This is a genomic window from Shouchella oshimensis (assembly GCF_002019765.1).
Classification (GTDB): Bacteria; Bacillota; Bacilli; order Bacillales; family Bacillaceae_D; genus Shouchella; species Shouchella oshimensis.
This window is the reverse complement of sequence record NZ_KV917380.1, coordinates 2,139,486-2,162,359: the sequence shown is the minus strand read 5'-3', so window position 1 is coordinate 2,162,359 and position 22,874 is coordinate 2,139,486. Positions and strand designations below refer to the sequence as shown.

At 41.5% G+C, this 22,874-nt stretch carries 17 protein-coding genes; 6 read left to right on the top strand and 11 right to left on the bottom strand.

Going from position 1 to position 22,874, the window contains the following annotated elements:
• Positions 1–57: 57 nt before the first annotated feature.
• Positions 58–690: a LysE family transporter gene (locus BK583_RS10875; RefSeq protein ID WP_055735280.1), complete on the bottom strand. Its 633-nt coding sequence runs from the start codon at positions 688–690 to the stop codon at positions 58–60.
• Positions 691–984: 294 nt separating this feature from the next.
• On the opposite strand from BK583_RS10875, the gene BK583_RS10870 reads away from it, so the two are divergent.
• The 3 genes from BK583_RS10870 (at position 985) to BK583_RS10860 (ending at position 3,614) form a co-directional block, all read left to right on the top strand.
• Entirely contained in the window at positions 985–1,356 is a 372-nt protein-coding gene (locus BK583_RS10870; RefSeq protein WP_055735281.1) for a hypothetical protein, read from the top strand.
• A gap of 170 nt (positions 1,357–1,526) precedes the next feature.
• The gene (locus BK583_RS10865; RefSeq protein ID WP_055735282.1) at positions 1,527–2,135 is read left to right on the top strand and encodes a Type 1 glutamine amidotransferase-like domain-containing protein; all 609 of its coding nucleotides are present in this window, start codon (positions 1,527–1,529) and stop codon (positions 2,133–2,135) included.
• A gap of 954 nt (positions 2,136–3,089) precedes the next feature.
• The gene (locus BK583_RS10860; protein WP_055735283.1) at positions 3,090–3,614 is read left to right on the top strand and encodes a ClbS/DfsB family four-helix bundle protein; all 525 of its coding nucleotides are present in this window, start codon (positions 3,090–3,092) and stop codon (positions 3,612–3,614) included.
• A gap of 32 nt (positions 3,615–3,646) precedes the next feature.
• Here the strand turns inward: BK583_RS10860 and BK583_RS10855 are convergent, their stop codons facing one another.
• The 6 genes from BK583_RS10855 to BK583_RS10830 all read right to left on the bottom strand — a co-directional run bounded on the left by BK583_RS10855 (position 3,647) and on the right by BK583_RS10830 (position 11,574).
• Positions 3,647–5,131, bottom strand: a complete 1,485-nt coding sequence (locus BK583_RS10855) for a glycoside hydrolase family 32 protein (RefSeq protein WP_055735284.1) — start codon at positions 5,129–5,131, stop codon at positions 3,647–3,649.
• Positions 5,132–5,144: 13 nt separating this feature from the next.
• Positions 5,145–6,893, bottom strand: coding sequence for a glycoside hydrolase family 32 protein (locus tag BK583_RS10850; RefSeq protein WP_236702333.1), 1,749 nt, complete (start codon positions 6,891–6,893; stop codon positions 5,145–5,147).
• An 86-nt stretch (positions 6,894–6,979) separates the two neighbouring features.
• The gene (locus tag BK583_RS10845) at positions 6,980–8,584 is read right to left on the bottom strand and encodes an ABC transporter substrate-binding protein (protein ID WP_055735286.1); all 1,605 of its coding nucleotides are present in this window, start codon (positions 8,582–8,584) and stop codon (positions 6,980–6,982) included.
• An 18-nt stretch (positions 8,585–8,602) separates the two neighbouring features.
• Positions 8,603–9,493: a carbohydrate ABC transporter permease gene (locus tag BK583_RS10840; RefSeq protein WP_055735287.1), complete on the bottom strand. Its 891-nt coding sequence runs from the start codon at positions 9,491–9,493 to the stop codon at positions 8,603–8,605.
• A gap of 16 nt (positions 9,494–9,509) precedes the next feature.
• Positions 9,510–10,394, bottom strand: coding sequence for an ABC transporter permease (locus BK583_RS10835; protein WP_078440312.1), 885 nt, complete (start codon positions 10,392–10,394; stop codon positions 9,510–9,512).
• A 196-nt stretch (positions 10,395–10,590) separates the two neighbouring features.
• On the bottom strand, positions 10,591–11,574 hold the full coding sequence (locus tag BK583_RS10830) for a LacI family DNA-binding transcriptional regulator (RefSeq protein WP_038479864.1): 984 nt from the start codon (positions 11,572–11,574) through the stop codon (positions 10,591–10,593).
• A 209-nt stretch (positions 11,575–11,783) separates the two neighbouring features.
• Here BK583_RS10830 and BK583_RS10825 point away from each other — a divergent pair, with 209 nt between their 5' ends.
• Both BK583_RS10825 and BK583_RS10820 read left to right on the top strand, forming a co-directional pair.
• Positions 11,784–12,671, top strand: a complete 888-nt coding sequence (locus tag BK583_RS10825; RefSeq protein WP_055735289.1) for a methyl-accepting chemotaxis protein — start codon at positions 11,784–11,786, stop codon at positions 12,669–12,671.
• A 265-nt stretch (positions 12,672–12,936) separates the two neighbouring features.
• Positions 12,937–13,695 carry a class I SAM-dependent methyltransferase gene (locus BK583_RS10820; RefSeq protein WP_160319265.1) on the top strand — a complete coding sequence of 253 codons (759 nt, stop codon included), beginning with the start codon at positions 12,937–12,939 and terminating at the stop codon, positions 13,693–13,695.
• Positions 13,696–13,747: 52 nt separating this feature from the next.
• On the opposite strand, the gene BK583_RS10815 is transcribed toward BK583_RS10820, so the two are convergent.
• The 3 genes from BK583_RS10815 to BK583_RS10805 all read right to left on the bottom strand — a co-directional run bounded on the left by BK583_RS10815 (position 13,748) and on the right by BK583_RS10805 (position 17,647).
• Positions 13,748–13,972 (bottom strand): hypothetical protein, encoded by a 225-nt coding sequence (locus BK583_RS10815; protein ID WP_038479872.1) that lies wholly within the window; start codon positions 13,970–13,972, stop codon positions 13,748–13,750.
• Between the two features lie 345 nt (positions 13,973–14,317).
• Complete coding sequence (locus BK583_RS10810; RefSeq protein ID WP_055735292.1) at positions 14,318–15,703, bottom strand: GntP family permease; 1,386 nt, start codon at positions 15,701–15,703, stop codon at positions 14,318–14,320.
• Positions 15,704–15,985: 282 nt separating this feature from the next.
• Positions 15,986–17,647 carry a sigma-54 interaction domain-containing protein gene (locus BK583_RS10805; RefSeq protein WP_201785148.1) on the bottom strand — a complete coding sequence of 554 codons (1,662 nt, stop codon included), beginning with the start codon at positions 17,645–17,647 and terminating at the stop codon, positions 15,986–15,988.
• Between the two features lie 166 nt (positions 17,648–17,813).
• Between BK583_RS10805 and BK583_RS10800 the strand changes: the two genes are divergently transcribed.
• A complete protein-coding gene (locus BK583_RS10800) occupies positions 17,814–18,593 on the top strand; it encodes a 3-hydroxybutyrate dehydrogenase (protein ID WP_055735293.1) in 780 nt (259 codons plus the stop codon).
• A gap of 155 nt (positions 18,594–18,748) precedes the next feature.
• Here BK583_RS10800 and BK583_RS10795 read toward each other — a convergent pair.
• Positions 18,749–22,874: beta strand repeat-containing protein (locus BK583_RS10795; RefSeq protein WP_169836833.1), on the bottom strand; the 4,126-nt coding region annotated here is incomplete at its 5' end.

Here is a 22,874-nt window from a genome sequence, read left to right as displayed (position 1 = left end):
GCCTCTATCCTTTCTTCTAATAGTTCCTCCACTGCCCAGTTTTAACATCAAACATTTCTACGAGCCAAGTAATAAAGTTAACCCTAGATAACCAAAGTACAATCCAAAACTTATTAAGCTAATGGCTGATAGAATTGAAATGATCTGTTTAGTCTTTTCGCTTACAAAGGATTTGGCTGTGCTTGATACTACTGCAATAAACAAATCCCATAGAGTGATCCCTATAAAGATGGCGCTACTTAATAGCCATATTTGAGATGACTCGTATAAAGTTAATGTTTTCGCTAGTACTGAACCGTATATTCCTAACCAAAATAATATGGTCAATGGATTTGAAATAGAGATAAGAAAGCCGGTACCAAAAGATTGGAACAATGAAGGCTTTTTCCTTGTATACGCAAGCTGATTTTTAGACTTTGCTGTTTCGACTATAGTCTCAATTCCTGTATAGAGAAGAACAAAACACCCAAACAACCAAAGAAATACTTTTACACCTTCATACATTAATAATTGAGATAAACCAATGTATACAGCGAGCATATACAACGCATCTGCTAACATGGCACCTAAACCAACTAACCAAGAGTGTAAAAAACCATGTTTAAGGCCTTTTTCAAGTTGAGCTGCATTAACTGGGCCAATTGGAGCAGCGAGAGATACCCCGAGTAGTACATGTCCAAAAAAGATCATACACCCTCCCTTCATCCACATTTTTAGCCTATTCATAGAAAGAAGGTTGTACGACTTTTTTATGAAAGAAATTCTCAATTTTAATTACTTAAAGAAAATAAAGGGTTTGTTTCCTGCACTATTTAACCTCATTGCGAACGTTCTTAGGTTTTTTAGCTATAAGCTAAAGATCATTCTTATTGTTTAATAGTGAATAGTCCGTCTTGATTTACTTGAAAGACTATTAGTCTTAGGATTAAACCTTTAATTTCTTAATTGTATGTCGATATATACAATACAAGGAGGTGAGATTTAGTGAATACCATATTCAATTTCGCAAAAAAGATGATCAATGGTATGGATCGTAGGTACCTTATCAAATCATACATATTTGGAGCCCTTATTTTCTCTATGTTTTTATACGTATTAATGCTTACTGGGGACTTTCATTTTATTGTTTTTCTATTCTTCTTACTAAACTTTTTTCTGTTTCCATTTGCCACAGTAGTCTGGGATGACCTTATTGATTTGCTCTTATCAGGGAACCAATTACTATTACCTTTACTGTTTGTGATACCTTGGAAAATGTTTAAAATGATTATCTTGTATATGTTTGCAATTGTTATTGCTCCAATTGGCTTAATCTATATTTATATTTCGAATGGGTACTACAAAAAAACACCCTAATCATTCAAATTTACTTATTCATTAACGATCAGGAATAACCAAAGCGGATTTTGCTTTGGTTATTCTTTATGGGTGTAAGTATGTTTTTAACGCGGCAGTTGATTCTACAGATATTTTTTCTTATAATAAGATCATACGTTCTTATAAATAACTTTAGGAGTTTGATTGCAATGAACATGTTCTTAGCCTCATCATTTGCAGATGTGGTCCATCTATTTCGTGAATTTATTAAAGAAGATCCCAGTGGAAAGGCCGTAACATTTATTCCAACTGCGAGCGCTCCTGAATTGATTACACATTATGTAGATTCTGCAAAAGTAGCATTTAAACAGCTAGGTATAACGGTAGATATTCTTGATATATCTCATGCCCCAGCTACAGAAATTGAAAAGAAACTATCTAGAAATGATTATATATATGTATCTGGAGGCAATACCTTTTATTTACTGCAGGAATTGCTTAAGACTGGTTCAGACAAATTGATTATTGAACAGATGAAAAAAGGAAAACTATATATTGGTGAATCAGCTGGATCAATTATTATGTCTCCAAATATTGAATATGTGGCGTTTATGGACAATAAGTCCAAGGCCCCTACCCTTGCTAATTTCACAGGGCTTAATCAGATTCATCAATACCCTATTCCTCACTTTGGACACCCTTATTTTAATGAAGCAATAGAAAAAATGATTGAGCACTATTATTCAAAATTAGACCTTTTACCCATCTCAAATCATCAAGCTCTTTTCATTCGTAATGGCAATATAGTCGTTAAGTGATCATGCCTATTTCATCGATCATGAAACGTTGCTGTATTCGTATAATCCCCAATCATACCAAACTTCCCTATTCCGTTTGGCTTTTCATCTGAATGAGGTGTTGCATCACTTGTTAGGATGAAACCCTTTTTATTCAAATAATATTCGGGAAATAGCAACTTCTTTTATTGCGTTACTGAGTCGCCTGTATTCAGCTTTTATATATATAGTATGGAACAGATAAGAGATAGCGAAGTGGCTATACGCTAGTTTTGAGATTTCGTTTTTTTACTTAGCATTGATTTAAGTAACGTAATCTCTGCCCTCTTTAAAGGTCTGTTGAGTTTCTTCTCAAAATCTTTAATCAGAAGAAATAAACTCTCTTTGTTTGTCTGTCCCATACTCGCCTCCTTTCGCAGGCTAAGTAAATCATATGAGGAATACCGGTTTTATTCAAGTGAAAGGGTCGTTTGGACGTTGTTTATTTAAAGTCTTCTGCTGGTTGAGTATGATTTATTTTCATTGGTTGCAACTGTCATCTTAGTTGAACGTTAAAAAGGCTTAGACTATCATATCGAGTCAATTCTGCTCTTTTTCTGGTCTTTTTTTACAGCCGATTCTTTGATATCATTTACATAGTAGCAGTACGGTTCACTATACGAATAGTTTTCAAATAACCATGCAACGAGATGGGACTTCATGCGAAGGGTCAAGGTGATGGATTATGGAAGGTATACAATTAGGTTTTTCTCTTTTACTGATGATTGCGTGCATCGTGATTTTCTTTCGATTCATAAGAGTCATTTCGAATAAGCTTTTCCAAGAATTCTTTTCTAATCTTACGAAAAAAACGGTTCAAGTCTATCACGCGGTTAGTCGAAATCGATAATTCTTAGTGGTCATGGCTTCTTACCTTTTGTTTTTTTAGAATAGTTAAACGACTGCTTGCAAGTTAAGGTGGAGGTGTTTAGACGAATGAATAAAAAAGAAATGTTACTGGAAGAATGTGAAACGACGTTAGCAGCTCTACTTAATCGAATAAACTCGATACCGACAAGAAAAAGGTCTTTATCCATAGAAGCAGACCAACGGGATAAAAATTTTCGTGATGTGCTGATGCATGTGTGTGAATGGCAAGCCATGCTAGAGCGGTGGTATCGAGAAGGAATGGATGGGGATTTACCTGCTATGCCAGCACCTGGCTATAAGTGGCGTGATCTTGCTCTACTCAATCAGCAAATATGGACAAACTATCAAGACGTCACTCTACATCACGCATTAAAAAAACTCAAGCTAAGTCATGCAAGAGTTATACGTTTAATTGACTGTCATACCAATGAAGAGTTAACAACAAAAAAGCACTTTAAATGGACAAAATCGAGTGATCTCTATACCTACTTTGCTGCAAATACGTTCCAACATTATCGTTGGGCATTGAAAACATGTGACATCATTGCCTTGAAGATCGAAAAAAACATAAGAATGGAAAAAGTAAAGTAGCAAAGCAGCAAAATGCCGCTTTGCTACTTTACTTACACGATGACAGTTTTTAATACATAGCCTACACTATCTTCAAGCTGGACGTCACCATTAAGTGTAAATAATTCAGCCCCTCTACTTGTCTCTCTCGGATAGATCCGACTAGTGAGGACCGTCTCTCCATCATTGAGAAAAACTTCGATAGAAGAGCGGTCTAAAAAGAGTTGTATGTGCAGCTGATCATTCCACGAAATCGGTGCTGTTCTTTTTCCTGTAACACCTTCCCCAGCTCGTGAACGATCAAGAGTCACAGTCTTTGTCTCAGCATTAAAGAAAAGGACTGTTTCTTCACTTCCGTCCTCTGCTTGGGCAAGCTTCAATCCAAACCCTTTTGCATTGGTTTGCGAAAGGTTAATGGCAAGTACTAGTTCGATTTTCTGCCCTTGTAGAGGAAGTGACCAAGAGTTGGCAATGTTTCTAGACGGAAGTTTGATTTCTGTCTCTCGTAATGCCACTAATTCATCTACTGGCTTCATATAAAGATGCCCGTTTATTAACAGTAACTCCCTCGGAAGTGTAAATGCACCAGCCCAGCCTTCCTTTTGACTTGGCATAGGTGATTCCCACATGTCCATCCAGCCTATCGCTATTCTTCTGTTTTTCCCATCTAGAAACGTTTGCACAGCATAAAAATCGTGTCCGTAATCAAGTTCTTTAAATGGTCCTCTTTCAAATTGATTTTTTTTGTAATGACCAACGAAATATCCAGTTTGATGGTGGTTCTGATATCGGTCGCCTTCTGTTTGAATTCCTTGTGGTGAAAGCAATAGAACATGCTCATCACCTAGTGGGAAGAAATCTGGACATTCCCACATATAGCCTTCATTTCCACCGTTATGCTTCGCTAATACTCCTTCATACGACCAGGTTTCTAATTGATCAGATTGATAGAGTAACACTTGACCACGCTCATCTTCTGTTGAACCGACAACCATCTTCCAGCTTCCGTTTTCTTTCCATACTTTTGGGTCTCGAAAATGGTGTTGCATACCTTCAGGTTGACTTGGAATAACAGGGTTTTGGCTGCTTTTTTCAAAATGAATTCCGTCAATACTACGAGCCACATTTTGATTTTGATAAAATGTATCTCTTTCTCTGTTTATCACATTGTGGCCAGTATATAGTAAGGTAAGAACACCGTTGTCATCAACTGCACTACCGGAAAAACAACCACTTTGGTCGTACCTATCTCCTGGAGCAAGGGCAATTGGTAAATGGTTCCAGTTAACTAAGTCATCACTTATAGCATGACCCCAATGCATCGGACCATGCGTCGGGTCATAAGGGTGATGCTGATAAAACGCATGGTATTGATTGTTAAAATAAATAAGTCCGTTTGGGTCATTCATCCAACCTGATGGTGCCATCAGATGGTATCCCAGTCGATAGGTTGCTTGTGATAAATCTCTTGTATGAACAAACTCTGTAGCTTCTTTTACGCGGTCAGCGTGGCTTTTTAATTCTTTAACATGCTTCAAATGACAGGTCCTCCTATTTGGTAATAAAAAGTCGGATTGTTTTTTCTAGTCCTTGTGATTCGTTTGTTACAACAATCTCTGTAACGCCTTCGTTTAGAGCTTTAATGACTACCCCTCCATCGGTTTCATTACGAATGTCGACGATGTTACTATCTAAGCTTTTCCAGTTTAAGGTTTCACCGCTAGCCTCTTCGTAATCAGGCTTGTGAGCAGCAGAGAGGGGCAAATACTCTCCTACTTTCAAACGAGCTTGATTCACGTTGGTCACAAGTCGCTCAAATGCTCCTTCTTCTACTGGTTGTCTCCAGACATTATGAAAATACGTAAAAGTAGAATCAGATACATGGATGGTACCCCCATCAGCATACCACTCAATCCCATCATTCGTAGGATCTGTGTAGATAAGAGATGTAAAAACAAGTTCACCATCATTTATGAATAACTCAATAGAGGATTCATCAACTAATGCGGTGAGTTTCAATTCTCCTCTGCTCGCTCTATAATCCGTTTCATAACGTCTACCAAATGGAAACGGCTCACCATGACGATCAACAATCGTTTCTAATCCAGCATTTGTTCGATCAAGAAATAGTTTATCGTACGCTGCATCAAAACCGATAAGTGACTCCATTCCATCTCCATGTCTTAGTCGCACGCCAAACTCAGTCAATTCATCCCATCTAACGGTTGCTTCATACCGATAGGTTGTACCTGAGACCTTTAATGGTAAAGCTTTCTCCTCACTCACATGGAATGTTTGAAGCGGCTCCTGTTTAGCTGATAGATCATCTAGCCAATGAATCGGATGTTGAAAAAGGCGAACCTCCCCTTGATCATTTGTAACTAAACTTAATTCTCTTGGAATGGACATGGCACCCATCCAAGGATCAGTAGGTGATTGATACGGATAGCGCCAATTTGCCATCCATCCAAGCCAAATCACTTTATCGTTTTCTGTATTTGAAAATGTTTGTGCCGCATAAAAATCTTGGCCATAGTCTGTAATCAGCACCTCTTCTGGATCATGATCGTTTGTAAATGTAGTGCCATCAAATTCACCAATAAAATACTGAGCTGTTGAACCATTTGTTTCTTCGTTATCACCGACACTCACATGAAGTACCCATTTCTCATTTTCGGTATTTCCATCTACAGGTAAGCGAAAAAGATCCGGGCACTCCCAAACAGCTACATGGGAGCCTTCACCATCACCAAAGCGACTGGCGTACGTCCAATCAATTAAATTTTGTGATTGATAAAACGTAACGGACTTATCTGTAGACACGACCATCACCCATTGTGACGTTTCGTTGTGCCAGAACACTTTCGGGTCTCGAAAATCTTTTATACCTGGGTTTTGAATGACCGGATTTTCACCATAGCGCTCCCACGTTCGACCATTATCTTGACTGTACGCAATAGACTGAGCTTCTCCGCCCTCTGTATTCGTATATAGAGCAACAAGTCCGGCTTTTCCTTCAAACAAGCCAGAAGAATCTTCTTCATCAACAACGACACTTCCGGAAAGCGCCTGACCAAGTTCATCGTGCTCTAATGCAATTGGCATATGGTTCCAATGAAGTAAATCGCTACTTATTGCATGTGCCCACGTCCCATTCTTTTGATGGAACAAATGATATTCTCCTTCATAATAAACGAGTCCGTTGGGGTCAGCTAAATTTCCAGTTGGAGACGAGAAATGAAACTGTGGACGGTAAGGCTCTGTATAATATGTTTTGTCATCACTTAATGGATGAATCATTGTATCCACCTCCTCTCCATTCACTTTACAGCTAGCGAGAAAAACGAGGGAAATGATAAGTGTTAGTAGACGCATAAATTCCCCTCTCAATCAGGAACTTGACGATGGAATCGATTGAATGCCTCTTGTCGAATAGACATTACTTCTTCAAGTCCCATTTCGTTAAGTTGATTTACATACGCATCCCACTCATCTTCTACGCCACCCTCCATTAGCCAGCGGGCATAATTCCGATTCACTAAGTCCATAATATCGGTTTCAATGTAATTTAATCGATCCAACTCTTCCTCCGTCATAAATACATTTGGATAATTTTCTTCCCAAATGTACTCACTATAATAACTCTCAATATCTTTTAAACGTTGCTTGGCTCGTGGTTCCATATCGACTATGGTGCCAAAGTGTTCTTCCAAAACGACAGATGGACCCATTGGTGCTACCCGCTCTCGGTATTCTCCCATCGTCGTTCCTTCTGGCAAATCGATGTTTACAAGCATGCCATTTTCATCTTCTTCATAAATGTCACCAATTGGACCCCAATTAATTTGGGCAGACAACGTTGGATCATAAAGTTGATCAACCCAGCGCATCGTTAGTTCTGGATTTTCATTTGCAGATGTCATAACAAAGGCACTTCGATGATGCTCTTGATGGTTCGATCGACCATACATCCGATGTCCATTAGGGCCTTCTAGCGGCCCAAGTAGAGTGTAATCATCTGCACGATCAAGACCCACAACGGATTCAATTTCCCAGAATAAGAAAGCGCCAAGTGGATTTGGATCTTGTTTTCCCTTAGCGAGAAATTGGCCAGTATCTTGAGTGAAAACTTCCTGATCGATGAGACCTTCTTTAAACCATTCATGAAAATAAACGATGGCTTCCTTGTACTCTTCTTGAATAGCAGTAAATATGACCTCTTGGTCTTTGACAACAAGCTTATTCGGATTATCAGGAAGACCGAAAGCTGCAAAAAAGTCGCCTAAGTAACCTTGAAAGCCATCATTTGGTGTTAAGCTTAACACTTCATCAGTCGAACCGCTGCCGTTCACGTCTTGTTCTCGAAAAGCCCGTAAAGCTTCTTTTAATTCATCCAACGTATCAGGTTGGTCGAGGCCAACTTTATCTAACCACGCTTGATTAATCACGGTAAAATTAGCGAATGGAACGAGACCCATTTCTTCTACCCTTGGCAATGAGTAAATATGACCGTCTGGAGCAGTTAAAACAGCAAGTAATTCAGGGCGAGCATCTAAAATCGATTGCAAGTTTGGTGCATACTCTTCAATGAGTCCTTCTAACGGAATGATGGCTCCGTCCCTACCGTATCGAACGAGGTCATAATCACTAAAGCCAGCGTTGTAGAAGGCATCTGGCAAATCATTACTGGCAAGCATTAAATTCTTTCGTTCCACATAGCCATCACCCGGAATGTTATTCCAGTTTATCGTCACATTCGTCTCTTCTTCTAATCGCTGAAAGATCCTCATCTCATCAAAGTCTGGTGCGAGTGTAGATTTTGGTGAAACAAAGGTTAAGGAAACATCTACTCCATCGTCTACTAGCGGCAACCCCTCTTCGTGAAAATCCACACGCTCTGCATTCTTATTCTCGTCTCCTGTCGTTTCACTACCATTACAAGCTACTAACGCAAGTGTTGCTACACATGTGAAGCTAATCCTGTTTTTCATCTTCTTATCCCCCTTTTATCAACCCTTTATCGAACCAATCATGACACCTTTCACAAAATACTTTTGTAAAAATGGATATAAAAGTAAAAGTGGAATGGATGACACGACAATAACACCGTATTTAATTTGTTCTGCTACAGCTAACTGCGCCTGATTAGACTCAATATCGCCAATCATTTGACTAGAGACTTCACTTTGAATAAGCAAGTTACGTAAAATTAATTGCAGTGGATAAAGTGAGTCATTGTTTAAATAAATTAGCGCATCAAAAAATGAGTTCCAGTGCGTCACAACGTGGAAGAGCACCATTACGGCAATTATAGGTTTTGAAAGGGGAACTACAATTTTCGAAAAAAATTTCAAATCATTGCATCCATCAATTTGTGCCGCTTCTAACATGTCTTTAGGAATAGAGGTTTGGAAAAACGTTCTGCAAATAATAACATTCCATAGTCCCACTGCATTCGGAATAACCATCGCCCAAATGGTGTTAACCATTCCAAGGTCACGGACAACTAAGTATGTTGGAATCATGCCTCCATGGAAAAAAAGCGTAATAAGTAGAAAAATCATTATAACGTTACGTCCAACTAAATCTGTCCGAGAAAGGGCGTAACCAGCCGTTATTGTTAGCGTCACACTAATAGTGGTTCCAAGTGATGAGTAGAGGAACGTATTCTTAAATCCATTCCAAATACCTGGATCACTAAAAATACGCCCATAGCCATCGAATGTAATACCCTTAGGCAAAAACAGTACGTCTCCAGCAAAAATTCGGTTTGGGTCGCTAATAGAAGCAATCAAGATAAAATAGAGCGGATACAAAACAAGTAAGCAGCCAATTGTTAATAGCGTCACATTGACCGCATCAAATGCTTTGTCTCCCTTTGTTCGATTTAGTGAATTCATCTCATTCAGCTCCTCTCTACCATAGGCTATTTTCTGATACCTTACGGGCAATTTGATTTACGGTAACTAGTAATATTAAATTAATGACAGAATTAAACAAACCGACTGCTGTACCAAAGCTATATTGTGCTTGCTGAATACCGACTTCATAGACATAGGTGGCAATAATATTTGAGGATTCTTTATTTAAAGGCGTTTGCATCAATAATGCTTTTTCAAAGCCAAGATTCATGAGATTTCCAAGAGCCAGAATGAGCATGATAATCGATACAGGCATAATTGCGGGTATATCAATGTGGAGCACACGCTTAAACTTACTTGCGCCATCCATGACTGCTGCTTCATGCAACGATGGGTCAACCCCTGCAAGTGCAGCGAGATAAATAATGGCTGCAAACCCCGTTCCTTGCCATACTCCTGAAAAAACATAAAGCGTTTTAAACCATTCTGGACTAGCCATGAAATTGATCGGTTCTCCACCAAAAAGAACAATAAGGTGATTTATTAACCCACTCGAAGGTGACAAAAAAACAAAGAGGATACCAACTAAAACGACAACAGAGATAAAATGAGGGGCATAGACAATTGTCTGAATAAAGCGTCGGTATTTTGTGCTAATGAGCATGTTTAACATCAGAGCAAGAATGATTGGCAATGGGAAGCCAACTGCTAATTCATATACACTCAACAGAAGAGTGTTTTCTATGATTTCCCAAAATTGATAAGATTGAAAGAATCGTACAAAGTGATCCCAACCTACCCACTCGCTTCCCCAAATCCCTAAGCTTGGTAAATAATCTTTAAACGCGATTTGCAACCCGTACATTGGATAATACTTAAATACTAAGAAATAGAACAGCGTCGGTGTCAGCAGTAAATAAAGTTGCCAATTCCGAAGCATTCGCTTATGTAACTGTGGTTTTGTGCTCTTAATAGAAACGATACGATGCTGCTTTTCATACGTTGCCACCTCACTCCCACCTTTCGATATTTATAATAGCGTTTTCATAAATCGATTTTATGTCAACCGGTTTCATATGTCAACCGGTTTCATATAAAATAAAAAAGAAAACCACGTTAAGCAGCCTTCCTATTTATTATGCACTTGTTCCTTTTCGTAATAAAACATGATGTACAAGTTCTTGATTTGGTATTGGGGTAGTGCCTTCAATTTGATGTAGCAAGTGGTTAACAGCTGTCTCTGCCATTTGGTTTATCGGCTGCTGAATGGTTGTTAATTCTGGAGCAATTTCTCTTACAAATTCACTTCCATCGTAACCAATTACTTTCAAGTTATCTGGAACAAGGACGCCTCTTTCTCTTGCTTCGCGAATAACAGCTAAAGCAATACTGTCGTCGCTTGCAAATACACCATCCATGTCTTGCTGTTCATCGAAAATTTGAGCAACTGCTTTTGCTGTCGCTTCTTGCTTTAAGATTGGTTTAATTTCATATGTAAGTACAGGCAAGCCTTGTTTCTTCATCACATCTTCATATGCTTTTCTACGAAGGTTCGCTGGTGTTTCAAGATCTATTGGACCATTTATGTGGACAATCTTTTGACAACCGGTTTGTACTAAATGGTTCGTTGCAAGTACGCCACCTTCATAATTAGTAGAACTGACAACAGGGATGCGTTTTGATAAATAATGATCAAACGCGACAATGGGTAAATGGTGGTCATCATAATCAATTAAACCGCGATTATAGGTGCAGACAATAACACCATCTACTTGGTTGCGTCGGAGCATCTCCCAATAGTTTCGTTCTTTTTCCACGTTAAATAAGCTGTTACATAGCAAGACCTTTAATCCTTTTTCCGCACAGTGATGCTCAATTTTAGCAGCTAGCTCACCATAAAAAGGATTGCTAGTTGTTGGTACAATTACTCCTATAATGTTAGAACGTTTGTTATAAAGGGAACGAGCGAGGTCATTTGGTATATAATTTAAAGCATCCATCGCTTTATACACTTTTTTCTTTGTATCTTCACTAATATAGCCGCGATTGTTTAATACACGAGAAACAGTTGTTGGTGACACTCCCGCCGCATGCGCTACATCACTTATTTTTGGTTTCATGTTGTTCTCCTCTTAAACCCTTTTTACTTTTCTACTAACATTGTAAACAAAAGAAAGGGTTAGTCCAACAATTAATTCAGATTTATAAGAGAGAAAAGCGACAAGCTTTTTGATTTGGTTTACCATGCTATAAAAATATTGGTTTTCAATACTTTAGACGGGGTATATAAGACTTAAAATAGATACTTCTGAGGAGATAATGTTCGCTAATGAATCATACCAACGACACGTTAATGACTACCCTTTTAAATAACCTAGCCATCATTCAGTTTGATACCAATCGAAAAGTGTTGTATGCAAACCAATTGTTTGCCGATACGATGGGTTATAAAGCGAATACGATGGAGGGAAAAGCACATCGCGAATTCTGTTTTACAGACTTTGTACAAAGCCCAGCATACAATGATTTTTGGGAAAGTCTATTAAACGGACAAAGCTTTCAAGATAAAATTTTAAGACGTCATGCGAATGGCGAAGGTCTATGGTTAGAAGCAACCTACATGCCAATTATTGAAAATGGAGAGGTTCAAAGCGTGATGAAATTTGCAACAGACATCACAAATCGTCAACAAGGCATCGAACGATTTGCCGAAAGTCTAGGAAAAAATACAGAAACTATGAACGATAATGCTGAGAGAATGATTGCAAGCAATGAGCTTATTCTAGACGATATGCAAGAAACAGTCGCTCTGTTAACAAATATGGGGAAGACATTGCAGGCATTAGAAGAAAAAGCAAACGTGATTAACAAAATTTCTTCTATGATTGAAGAATTTGCGGTACAGACGAATGTACTCTCTTTTAATGCGGCCATTGAAGCAGCCCATGCTAAAGAATACGGTAGAGGTTTTACCGTTATTGCAGATGAAATTCGTAAATTATCAAAGCAAATTGATCATTCCATTCAAGACATTCGCACGAATCTATTCAACACAACAAAAGAAATAAAAAGTATTTCGAAAGGAACAATGGGCATTATAGAGCGTTCGACGAAAAATCAAACGCAATTAGAACATTCTCTTTCTGACTATCGGAGTCTCTTAGTTGAAATTGAAGACATTAATCGGGGGACAAAAGAGTTAATGAAAGTAATATAGGAAGAGGCTGGGACAAAAGTAGATCGACAGACCAAAACGACGAACATTCCTGAAAATAGGAACGTTCGTCGTTTGTTTTATATGAAAATGAGCGGAAGGATTCTCCTGTAGCGGTGCTACTCAGCATAGTTTAGACTATTCGTCTTTTCAAATACGACTTTTCATTATGTCCCAGCCCCTTTTATTTGTAAGGAACCATCTATACTTCTTCTAGTGATGATTTCTATGGTAGACTTTATTAAACCATGTGTAGGAGATGAAAAAAATGACTAAATGGAATTCCACTCTTTACGATGATAAACACAAGTACGTAAGCCAATACGGTGAGGACTTAATAGCTATTCTCAATCCTAAAAAAGAAGAAAACATATTGGACATTGGTTGTGGAACAGGTGATTTAGCAAACGAGATCTCAAAAGCTGGTGCGCTTGTGACAGGTATTGATTCCTCTCCAACAATGATAGAAGCCGCAAGGGGTAAGTACCCTCATATTCGCTTTCATTTACAAGATGGTGAGGAAGATCGATTTGTGGCACAATTTCATGCTGTGTTTTCAAATGCAGCGATTCATTGGATGAAGAACCAGCGACAAGTGGTGCAAAATAGTTACAATGCTTTACTTCCAAAAGGACGTTTCATCGCTGAACTTGGTGGTGCTAATAACGTTGAATCAATTCTCTTAGCTTTAGAAGAGGCTTCGAAAACACTTTCGATCCCTTACGAAAGATCTCTACTTCCTTGGGTATTTCCTACAAAAGAAGAAATGACTGCACATCTCACGGAAGTTGGTTTTCATGTATTAAAGATAACCCATTTTTTTCGGCCTACACCGTTAGTAGGAGAAGAAGGCATGTATAACTGGCTAAATATGTTTAGTAACAGCTTGTTTAAGCATCTTACTAGTGAAGAAAAAAAGACACTTTTTCATGAATGTGAACGACTTTTGCGCTCTCAATTGTATGAAGAGAACGGCTGGGTAGCAGATTATTGGCGTTTACGTTTCGTTGCACAGAAACTCAATTAACCTTTAAAACGCTAATATGTATGCTCTAACAAACCACTCTGTAAAAAATGGATCAATAATAGTCTGAAATAATCAACTTCTCCAAATACTTAACTGGAGCACTTGGTCTTGTTTCCGCGATTTTATAAATTAATTTTACAGCATGAAACAATTGATCTTTCAATACTTTTTCGTCAGCAGTCGGATGGTCTGTTAGTTGTATTAGTTCATATACTAGAACGGAATGCTCTAATAATGTGACCAATGCATACGTCTCATTATGTCTATAGCGATTCATAAAGGTGGCTCCTACATAATACTCCATGAATAGCGTTACATTATTATTGCATACGTACGTAATGACGTCATCTTCAAAAACCTTACCAGTATGATCTTCATTGAGATAAAAAGGAATATTGTTTAGTAATCGTACTCTTCGTTCAATAATGATCACTCCAAACTCAATGACTAATGAACGCCTCTAATGCAAATAAACACTGCTAGCCATTCTCTTCCTATCCCCCCACTACCCGTCTCGTAGCGTTTGTAAACGTTTTTACACGGTTTTAAAACGATCGTTACTAGCGAATAGGTTTACTATGAAATGAAGTATTTGAATCGAACCGGTCGTACTCACCAGCTGTTAAATAAAGAGAGACACAATGATCGCTAATAAAAAGACAATAGCCGTTTTAAAAATGGTAAGTACGAAAATATCTTTATATGATTGCCGGTGCGTTAGTCCTGTAATGGCGAGCAATGTAATAACTGCTCCGTTATGCGGCAATGTATCCATACCACCTGAAGCCATAGATGCAAATCGGTGCAATAACTCTGGGCTTATCCCCATTGTATCTGCTACTTGCAAATAGTAAGAACCCATTAACTCAAGTGCAATGGATAATCCTCCAGAAGCTGAGCCTGTAATACCGGCAAGTACGTTAACCGCAATGGTTTCTGAAAGGATGGGATTGCCGCTTGCTTGAAAGACCCATTCTGAAATGGCACTAAATCCAGGAAGCTTACTTACAACATTCCCAAATCCAACCTCTGATGCTGTATTAAAGATTGCTAGCAACGCGCCAGTCGCTGCGGTTGTTAGCCCTTGCGCTAAAGTCAAACGTATTTTTTTCAAATTGATAAGCATGGCAGCTAATATGCCTATCGTAAGTGCAATGATTAATGACCAGTTGGAAACGACCGTTCCAACGTCACCAATACCATATGTATTCTCTAAAATCGTAGGATCATACCAATTACGTACAGATAAAGGAGTTCGACTAAAAATAAAGTTAAACAGAATGACGAGTAAGAGCGGTATGATTGATAACCAAAATGAAGGTAGTGTTTTTTCATCAATTGGCTCTGGTTCATTTTTATGATGACTTCCATAACCCTCCCCTTGTAAAAGGGCTTTTTTACGTTGACGTTCTAACCACCACATACCTACACTTAAAATCAGTAAAGTGCACGTTAAGCCAACGAGAGGTGCCGCATAGGCATCTGTTCCAAAATAGCTTGTCGGAATAATATTTTGGATTTGTGGCGTTCCAGGCATAGAGTCCATTGTAAACGTAAATGCTCCTAGAGCAATGGAAGCAGGTATTAAACGTTTTGGTATACCTGCTTCTTTAAAGATTGCAGCCGCAAAGGGATATACGGCAAAAGCTACAACAAATAGTGAGACCCCTCCATATGTCAATGCTGCACATGCAAAGACAACTGCGAGAATCGCTCGCTTTTGACCGAAAGACCGAACAATAGAGTGTGCAATTGAAGCTGCCGCCCCTGTCATATCCATAATTTTACCGAAAACCGCTCCTAATAAGAAAATCGGAAAAAAGGTTTTAATGTAGTTTGCCGCATTGGTCATATATGTTTCTGTGTAGCTCGGTAATAACGCCCCTCCCGATAACACAACCGCTAAAATTGTAACAAGCGGCGCAATTATAATGACAGGATACCCTCTATAGGCTAAAAAAATGAGGAGACCAAGTGAAAGTAAAATGGCGACAATATCAATAAACATAAAACTAGCTCCTTTCTTTGATTGATATGAAAGCGTTATCAAAATTAAATAAGCTCTTTCTCATGCTCTTGCAATAATCATGCCAACACTTTTTTCTATTCACCCTTGTTTTAAATCCACGTTATAAGCAAATGCGAGCTTGTAAATCCGCATCCATTCTCACGGTCTGTTCTATTAATCGAACAGATCGGGCCGTACAATTCAATTAGTGTTCGATTAGCTAAACAACGGTTGAACACTAAAAAAACCGATCTTCTCCTTTGAGAAAAGCGGTTTCAAAACTTACGATAATTGATGTTTAGCAAGCTTTTCATAGAGAGTTGTTCGCCCAATGCCAAGTTGGTTAGCTGCTTCAGACTTATTGCCTTTTGCTTTTATTAAGCTATGCTCAATCGCTTCTTTCTCCGCCTTTTCTAACTGAATAGCTAAAGGTTGAATGTCCTCATCATGTTCCTGTTCTCTTTTCAATTCTTTTGGTAGGTAGGCTGGTGTAAGCCAATCCCCAGGGTTCATCAAAGTTAACGCACGTTCCACAATGTTTTCTAATTCACGAATATTTCCAGGAAAATGGTACTTTTTCAATAATGTAATTGTTTGAGAATCAATTCCTTTACTCGTTATACCTACTATTGTTTCGTATTTTGCTAGTAGAAAGTGAATAAGTTGTTCAATATCTGCCTTTCTATCACGCAGTGCAGGTATTTTTAGTTCAATTACGTTGAGACGATAATACAAATCAAGGCGAAAATTCCCTTTTTCTACAAGTGTTTGAAGTGATTGATTTGTGGCGGCTATGATCCTTACATCAACTGATTTTGTCGCTAACCCACCAACACGTTCCACTTCCCTTTCTTGAAGTACACGAAGAAGTTTTACTTGCATATGTAGGGGAAGCTCTCCAATTTCATCGAGAAAAATCGTTCCACCGTCTGCCATTTCAAACTTTCCTGGCTTTCCCCCTTTTTTCGCTCCTGTAAATGAGCCTTCTTCATACCCAAATAACTCAGCTTCGAGTAAATCGTTCGGAATAGCAGCACAATTTACTTTTACAAAGACCCCCATAGATCTCGGACTTGCCTGATGGATAGAGTGAGCAAAAAGCTCTTTTCCTGTTCCACTTTCTCCTAGTAAAAGAATGGTAGCCTGTCCTTTTGCAGCCTTCTTCGCTTCATCGATTACCTCAATGAATGCTTTACTTTCTCCAATCAAGTGCTGAAAAGAATAAGATGCTTTGTTTCGATCTTGGAATTCGCCTTTGTATTTACGTACTTCTTTCTCTAATGCGTTTAAACGACGAAAAAGCGCCGTAAATTGGCCAATGTTCTTAAATAATAATTTTCCAACTGCCCCAACAAGCTTTTTGTCCCGATAGATCGGTGTTCGAGTCACGATAATATAATTGTTCCCCACCTTTTGTAGTTGAGCGGTCTCTTCTACCCCTGACTTTGCCACTATGTGCATGCGGGTGTTCGGGATGACCTCTGTTACATGCTTTCCGATTGATGAAGCTTGATTGATCTCAATAAAATCGGCATATGCTTTTGAAAATACCTGTACATACCCATCTTTATCTACCATTACTAACCCATCGTATGTATGTTCAATCATATTAAGAAGTTTGCGCTCTTGAGTATCTTCATTTAAAGCGGTTACATTCTTTGTGACGTTTAAACTGTAGAGTATTCCTTCTTTTCCGTTTATAAACATTGTTTCTTTTTGAACGTTTATATTTTTGCCCAATCGTTCAATAGTTGCGCATAAAAGGGGAATCCATTCTTTTTCAAAAGAAGAGTGGTTATTTTCTCTGAAGCCATTCCACACTAATAATTTTTCAGCAACAGTATTAGAAGCGATTAACGATATGTCATTACGTACTACAAGCAAAGCTGCCCATTCATGATCGCTACTGCATTCTAGTAAAGTGGCTAACGGTTGACGATCCATCTCTCTCTTCCCTTCTCCTTAGTTACGTGTCTCAAAAAGTATATCATACAGCTAACAATTAAGCGGTTAACTATTACATTGGCATAAAAATTGCATGGAATTTAAAGAAGGTCATCCCATTTTCAAGAAACGTAGTATATGAACCGCTTATTAGGAGGGAAAAAACATGAAGAATAGTGAACAAGTTGTGTTAATTACAGGTGCAGCTAGTGGTATTGGCTTCCAACTCGCTGAAAGTTTTGCGTCAAATGGATCAAAAGTCGTGTTAGCTGATCGAGACAAACAACGCGTCAAGCAAGCAGCTTCTCAATTAATTGCTAAAGGTTACATAGCTCACCCTACCGTTGTCGATGTGACAAAAGAAGATGATATTAAGCAAATGATTGAATTCACTTTAAATCAATGTGGACGATTAGATGTACTGGTTAACAATGCTGGCATGCAGCACATTGCTCCTCTTGAACACTATAGTACAGAACGGTATCAGCTTCTCCTTTCCATTATGCTAGTAGGACCATTTATGGCTATAAAGCATGCCATGCCTATTATGAAAAACCAAGGTTACGGAAGAATCATTAATATGTCTTCTATTAATGGGATAATTGGCTTTGCCGGAAAAGCTGCCTACAATAGTGCTAAACACGGTATTATTGGGTTGTCTAAAGTAGCCGCCCTCGAATCTGCAGAATACAACATTACTGTTAACTGTATTGCTCCAGGATACATTGATACACCTCTTGTGCGTGACCAATTAAAAGATCTTGCCTATACCCGCAAAGTTGATGAAAAGAGCGTATTAGAAGACATTATTTATCCACTTGTTCCCCAGAAGCGGCTGATCACAGTCGAGGAAGTCGCAAGTATGGCGATTTATCTCTCCTCTGAAGCAGCGAAAGGGATAACTGGCCAAACATTGGTTATTGATGGCGGTTACATAGTTCAATAAAACAGTGTCAGCAAGTAGATACCATTTTCTGTATAAGCGTTATTTTCTAAAGCGAGTGCTTTTTAGTTTTAATAATCATAGAAAACCCACAGTTTATTACGGGCTACGTAAAAACTGCGGGTTTTAATTTTTGATTACTACAGAACTGACGTGTTTTACGTAATACGATGTATCGACCAAATGGTTCCAGCAGGTACAAATGCACCAATATTTAAATTTATAGTCAACCCACTTGAAACATAAAACACGCCTAAAACATCACCTGCATTGAGTTGAACATCTGTAACAAGGGTGACTTCACCACTTCCCAATATAACTCGGAGTGTCAATAACAGTAGAATGTTTACGTCAAGTATTGGAATAAGTCCTGTAGTAATCGTTGTCGGATTTGGTGTGATTCTTTGAATAGTAAAAGCCGGATTAACCCCTGTTCCTATCTGAGCAGCTAAAGCAGCCGTTGTTCGATAATTAATAATCGATTTAATGGAATACCTACCAGTAGCAGGAACTGTATAATTTCCAGTTGCCGGATCGAATCCAGTTCCAGTATAGAAAGGGCTATCTGTGGACCATGCATTCAGTTGACCAGAAGTATTAATCGTCGCCGAGGTTTTCACAGCAGAAAAACCGAATGATGAAACATTTGGACCAGTATCCCCTGTTACTCCAGTAACACCAGTAACACCAGTGGCCCCGGTGGCACCAGTGACTCCCGTAGCTCCAGTAACACCAGTAGCACCTGTTACTCCAGTAACGCCAGTGGCACCGGTAACGCCAGTAGAACCAGTAGCTCCAGTAGCACCTGTTACTCCAGTAACGCCAGTGGCTCCGGTAACTCCGGTAACACCAGTAGGACCAGTAGCTCCGGTAACACCAGTAGAACCAGTAGCTCCGGTAACACCAGTAGAACCAGTAGCTCCAGTAGCACCTGTTACTCCTGTAACGCCAGTGGCACCGGTAACGCCGGTAGCTCCTGTAATGCCAGTAGCTCCGGTAGGACCAGTAACTCCGGTATCTCCAGTAACTCCGGTATCTCCAGTAACACCGGTAGCCCCAGTAACGCCAGTAGCACCAGTAACACCGGTAGCCCCAGTAACGCCAGTAGCACCAGTAACACCGGTAACGCCTGTGGCACCTGTAATTCCCGTTACTCCAGTAGGACCTGTAGCTCCTGTAGCCCCAGTAGGACCAGTAGTTCCAGTAACGCCAGTAGCTCCAGTAACGCCAGTAATCCCAGTCGCTCCAGTAACGCCAGTAATCCCAGTCGCTCCAGTAACTCCCGTTACTCCTGTAGCCCCAGTAGTTCCAGTAACGCCAGTAGCCCCGGTGGCACCTGTAACTCCTGTAGGACCAGTAGCTCCAGTGGCACCTGTAACGCCAGTAGCACCTGTTACTCCGGTAACACCAGTAGCCCCTGTAGCCCCTGTAACTCCAGTAGCTCCTGTAACGCCAGTGGCCCCGGTAACGCCAGTAGAACCAGTAGCTCCAGTAGCACCTGTTACTCCAGTAACGCCAGTGGCCCCGGTAACGCCAGTAGAACCAGTAGCTCCAGTAGCACCTGTTACTCCAGTAACGCCAGTGGCCCCGGTAACGCCAGTAGAACCAGTAGCTCCAGTAGCACCTGTTACTCCAGTAACGCCAGTGGCCCCGGTAACGCCAGTAGAACCAGTAGCTCCAGTAGCACCTGTTACTCCAGTAACGCCAGTGGCCCCGGTAACGCCAGTAGAACCAGTAGCTCCAGTAGCACCTGTTACTCCAGTAACGCCAGTGGCCCCGGTAACGCCAGTAGAACCAGTAGCTCCAGTAGCACCTGTTACTCCAGTAACGCCAGTGGCCCCGGTAACGCCAGTAGAACCAGTAGCTCCAGTAGCACCTGTTACTCCAGTAACGCCAGTGGCCCCGGTAACGCCAGTAGAACCAGTAGCTCCAGTAGCACCTGTTACTCCAGTAACGCCAGTGGCCCCGGTAACGCCAGTAGAACCAGTAGCTCCAGTAGCACCTGTTACTCCAGTAACGCCAGTGGCCCCGGTAACGCCAGTAGAACCAGTAGCTCCAGTAGCACCTGTTACTCCAGTAACGCCAGTGGCCCCGGTAACGCCAGTAGAACCAGTAGCTCCAGTAGCACCTGTTACTCCAGTAACGCCAGTGGCCCCGGTAACGCCAGTAGAACCAGTAGCTCCAGTAGCACCTGTTACTCCAGTAACGCCAGTGGCCCCGGTAACGCCAGTAGAACCAGTAGCTCCAGTAGCACCTGTTACTCCAGTAACGCCAGTGGCCCCGGTAACGCCAGTAGAACCAGTAGCTCCAGTAGCACCTGTTACTCCAGTAACGCCAGTGGCCCCGGTAACGCCAGTAGAACCAGTAGCTCCAGTAGCACCTGTTACTCCAGTAACGCCAGTGGCCCCGGTAACGCCAGTAGAACCAGTAGCTCCAGTAGCACCTGTTACTCCAGTAACGCCAGTGGCCCCGGTAACGCCAGTAGAACCAGTAGCTCCAGTAGCACCTGTTACTCCAGTAACGCCAGTGGCCCCGGTAACGCCAGTAGAACCAGTAGCTCCAGTAGCACCTGTTACTCCAGTAACGCCAGTGGCCCCGGTAACGCCAGTAGAACCAGTAGCTCCAGTAGCACCTGTTACTCCAGTAACGCCAGTGGCCCCGGTAACGCCAGTAGAACCAGTAGCTCCAGTAGCACCTGTTACTCCAGTAACGCCAGTGGCCCCGGTAACGCCAGTAGAACCAGTAGCTCCAGTAGCACCTGTTACTCCAGTAACGCCAGTGGCCCCGGTAACGCCAGTAGAACCAGTAGCTCCAGTAGCACCTGTTACTCCAGTAACGCCAGTGGCCCCGGTAACGCCAGTAGAACCAGTAGCTCCAGTAGCACCTGTTACTCCAGTAACGCCAGTGGCCCCGGTAACGCCAGTAGAACCAGTAGCTCCAGTAGCACCTGTTACTCCAGTAACGCCAGTGGCCCCGGTAACGCCAGTAGAACCAGTAGCTCCAGTAGCACCTGTTACTCCAGTAACGCCAGTGGCCCCGGTAACGCCAGTAGAACCAGTAGCTCCAGTAGCACCTGTTACTCCAGTAACGCCAGTGGCCCCGGTAACGCCAGTAGAACCAGTAGCTCCAGTAGCACCTGTTACTCCAGTAACGCCAGTGGCCCCGGTAACGCCAGTAGAACCAGTAGCTCCAGTAGCACCTGTTACTCCAGTAACGCCAGTGGCCCCGGTAACGCCAGTAGAACCAGTAGCTCCAGTAGCACCTGTTACTCCAGTAACGCCAGTGGCCCCGGTAACGCCAGTAGAACCAGTAGCTCCAGTAGCACCTGTTACTCCAGTAACGCCAGTGGCCCCGGTAACGCCAGTAGAACCAGTAGCTCCAGTAGCTCCTGTAACGCCTGTAGCCCCTGTAACGCCAGTGGCTCTGGTATCTCCAGTAACACCCGTAGCACCAGTACCGCCGGTAGCTCCTGTAATGCCAGTAGCTCCGGTAGGACCAGTAACTCCGGTAGCTCCAGTAACACCGGTAGCTCCAGTAACGCCTGTAACTCCCGTAACTCCTGTAGCTCCAGTAGCACCAGTAACGCCAGTAGCACCTGTAACACCGGTAACGCCTGTGGCACCTGTAATTCCCGTTACTCCAGTAGGACCTGTAGCTCCTGTAGCCCCAGTAGGACCTGTAGCTCCTGTAGCCCCAGTAGGACCTGTAGCTCCTGTAGCTCCTGTAACTCCTGTAGCCCCTGTAACGCCAGTGGCTCCGGTATCTCCAGTAACACCAGTGACTCCAGTAGCTCCGGTAACGCCAGTAGAACCAGTAGCTCCAGTAACACCGGTAGCTCCAGTAACGCCTGTAACTCCCGTAACTCCTGTAGCTCCAGTAGCCCCGGTAACCCCAGTGGCTCCGGTATCTCCAGTAACACCCGTAGCTCCAGTAGCCCCGGTAACGCCAGTAGCTCCCGTACCGCCAGTAACCCCAGTGGCTCCTGTAACTCCTGTAGGACCAGTAACGCCAGTAGTTCCCGTAACCCCAGTGGCACCCGTAACTCCCGTAGCTCCTGTAGGACCAGTGGCTCCAGTAGCTCCGGTAACGCCAGTAGCTCCAGTAACTCCCGTTACTCCTGTAGCCCCAGTAGTTCCAGTAACGCCAGTAGCCCCGGTGGCACCTGTAACTCCTGTAGGACCAGTAGCTCCAGTGGCACCTGTAACGCCAGTGGCTCCAGTAACACCCGTAGCTCCTGTTACTCCCGTTACTCCTGTAGCTCCCGTAACGCCAGTAATCCCAGTA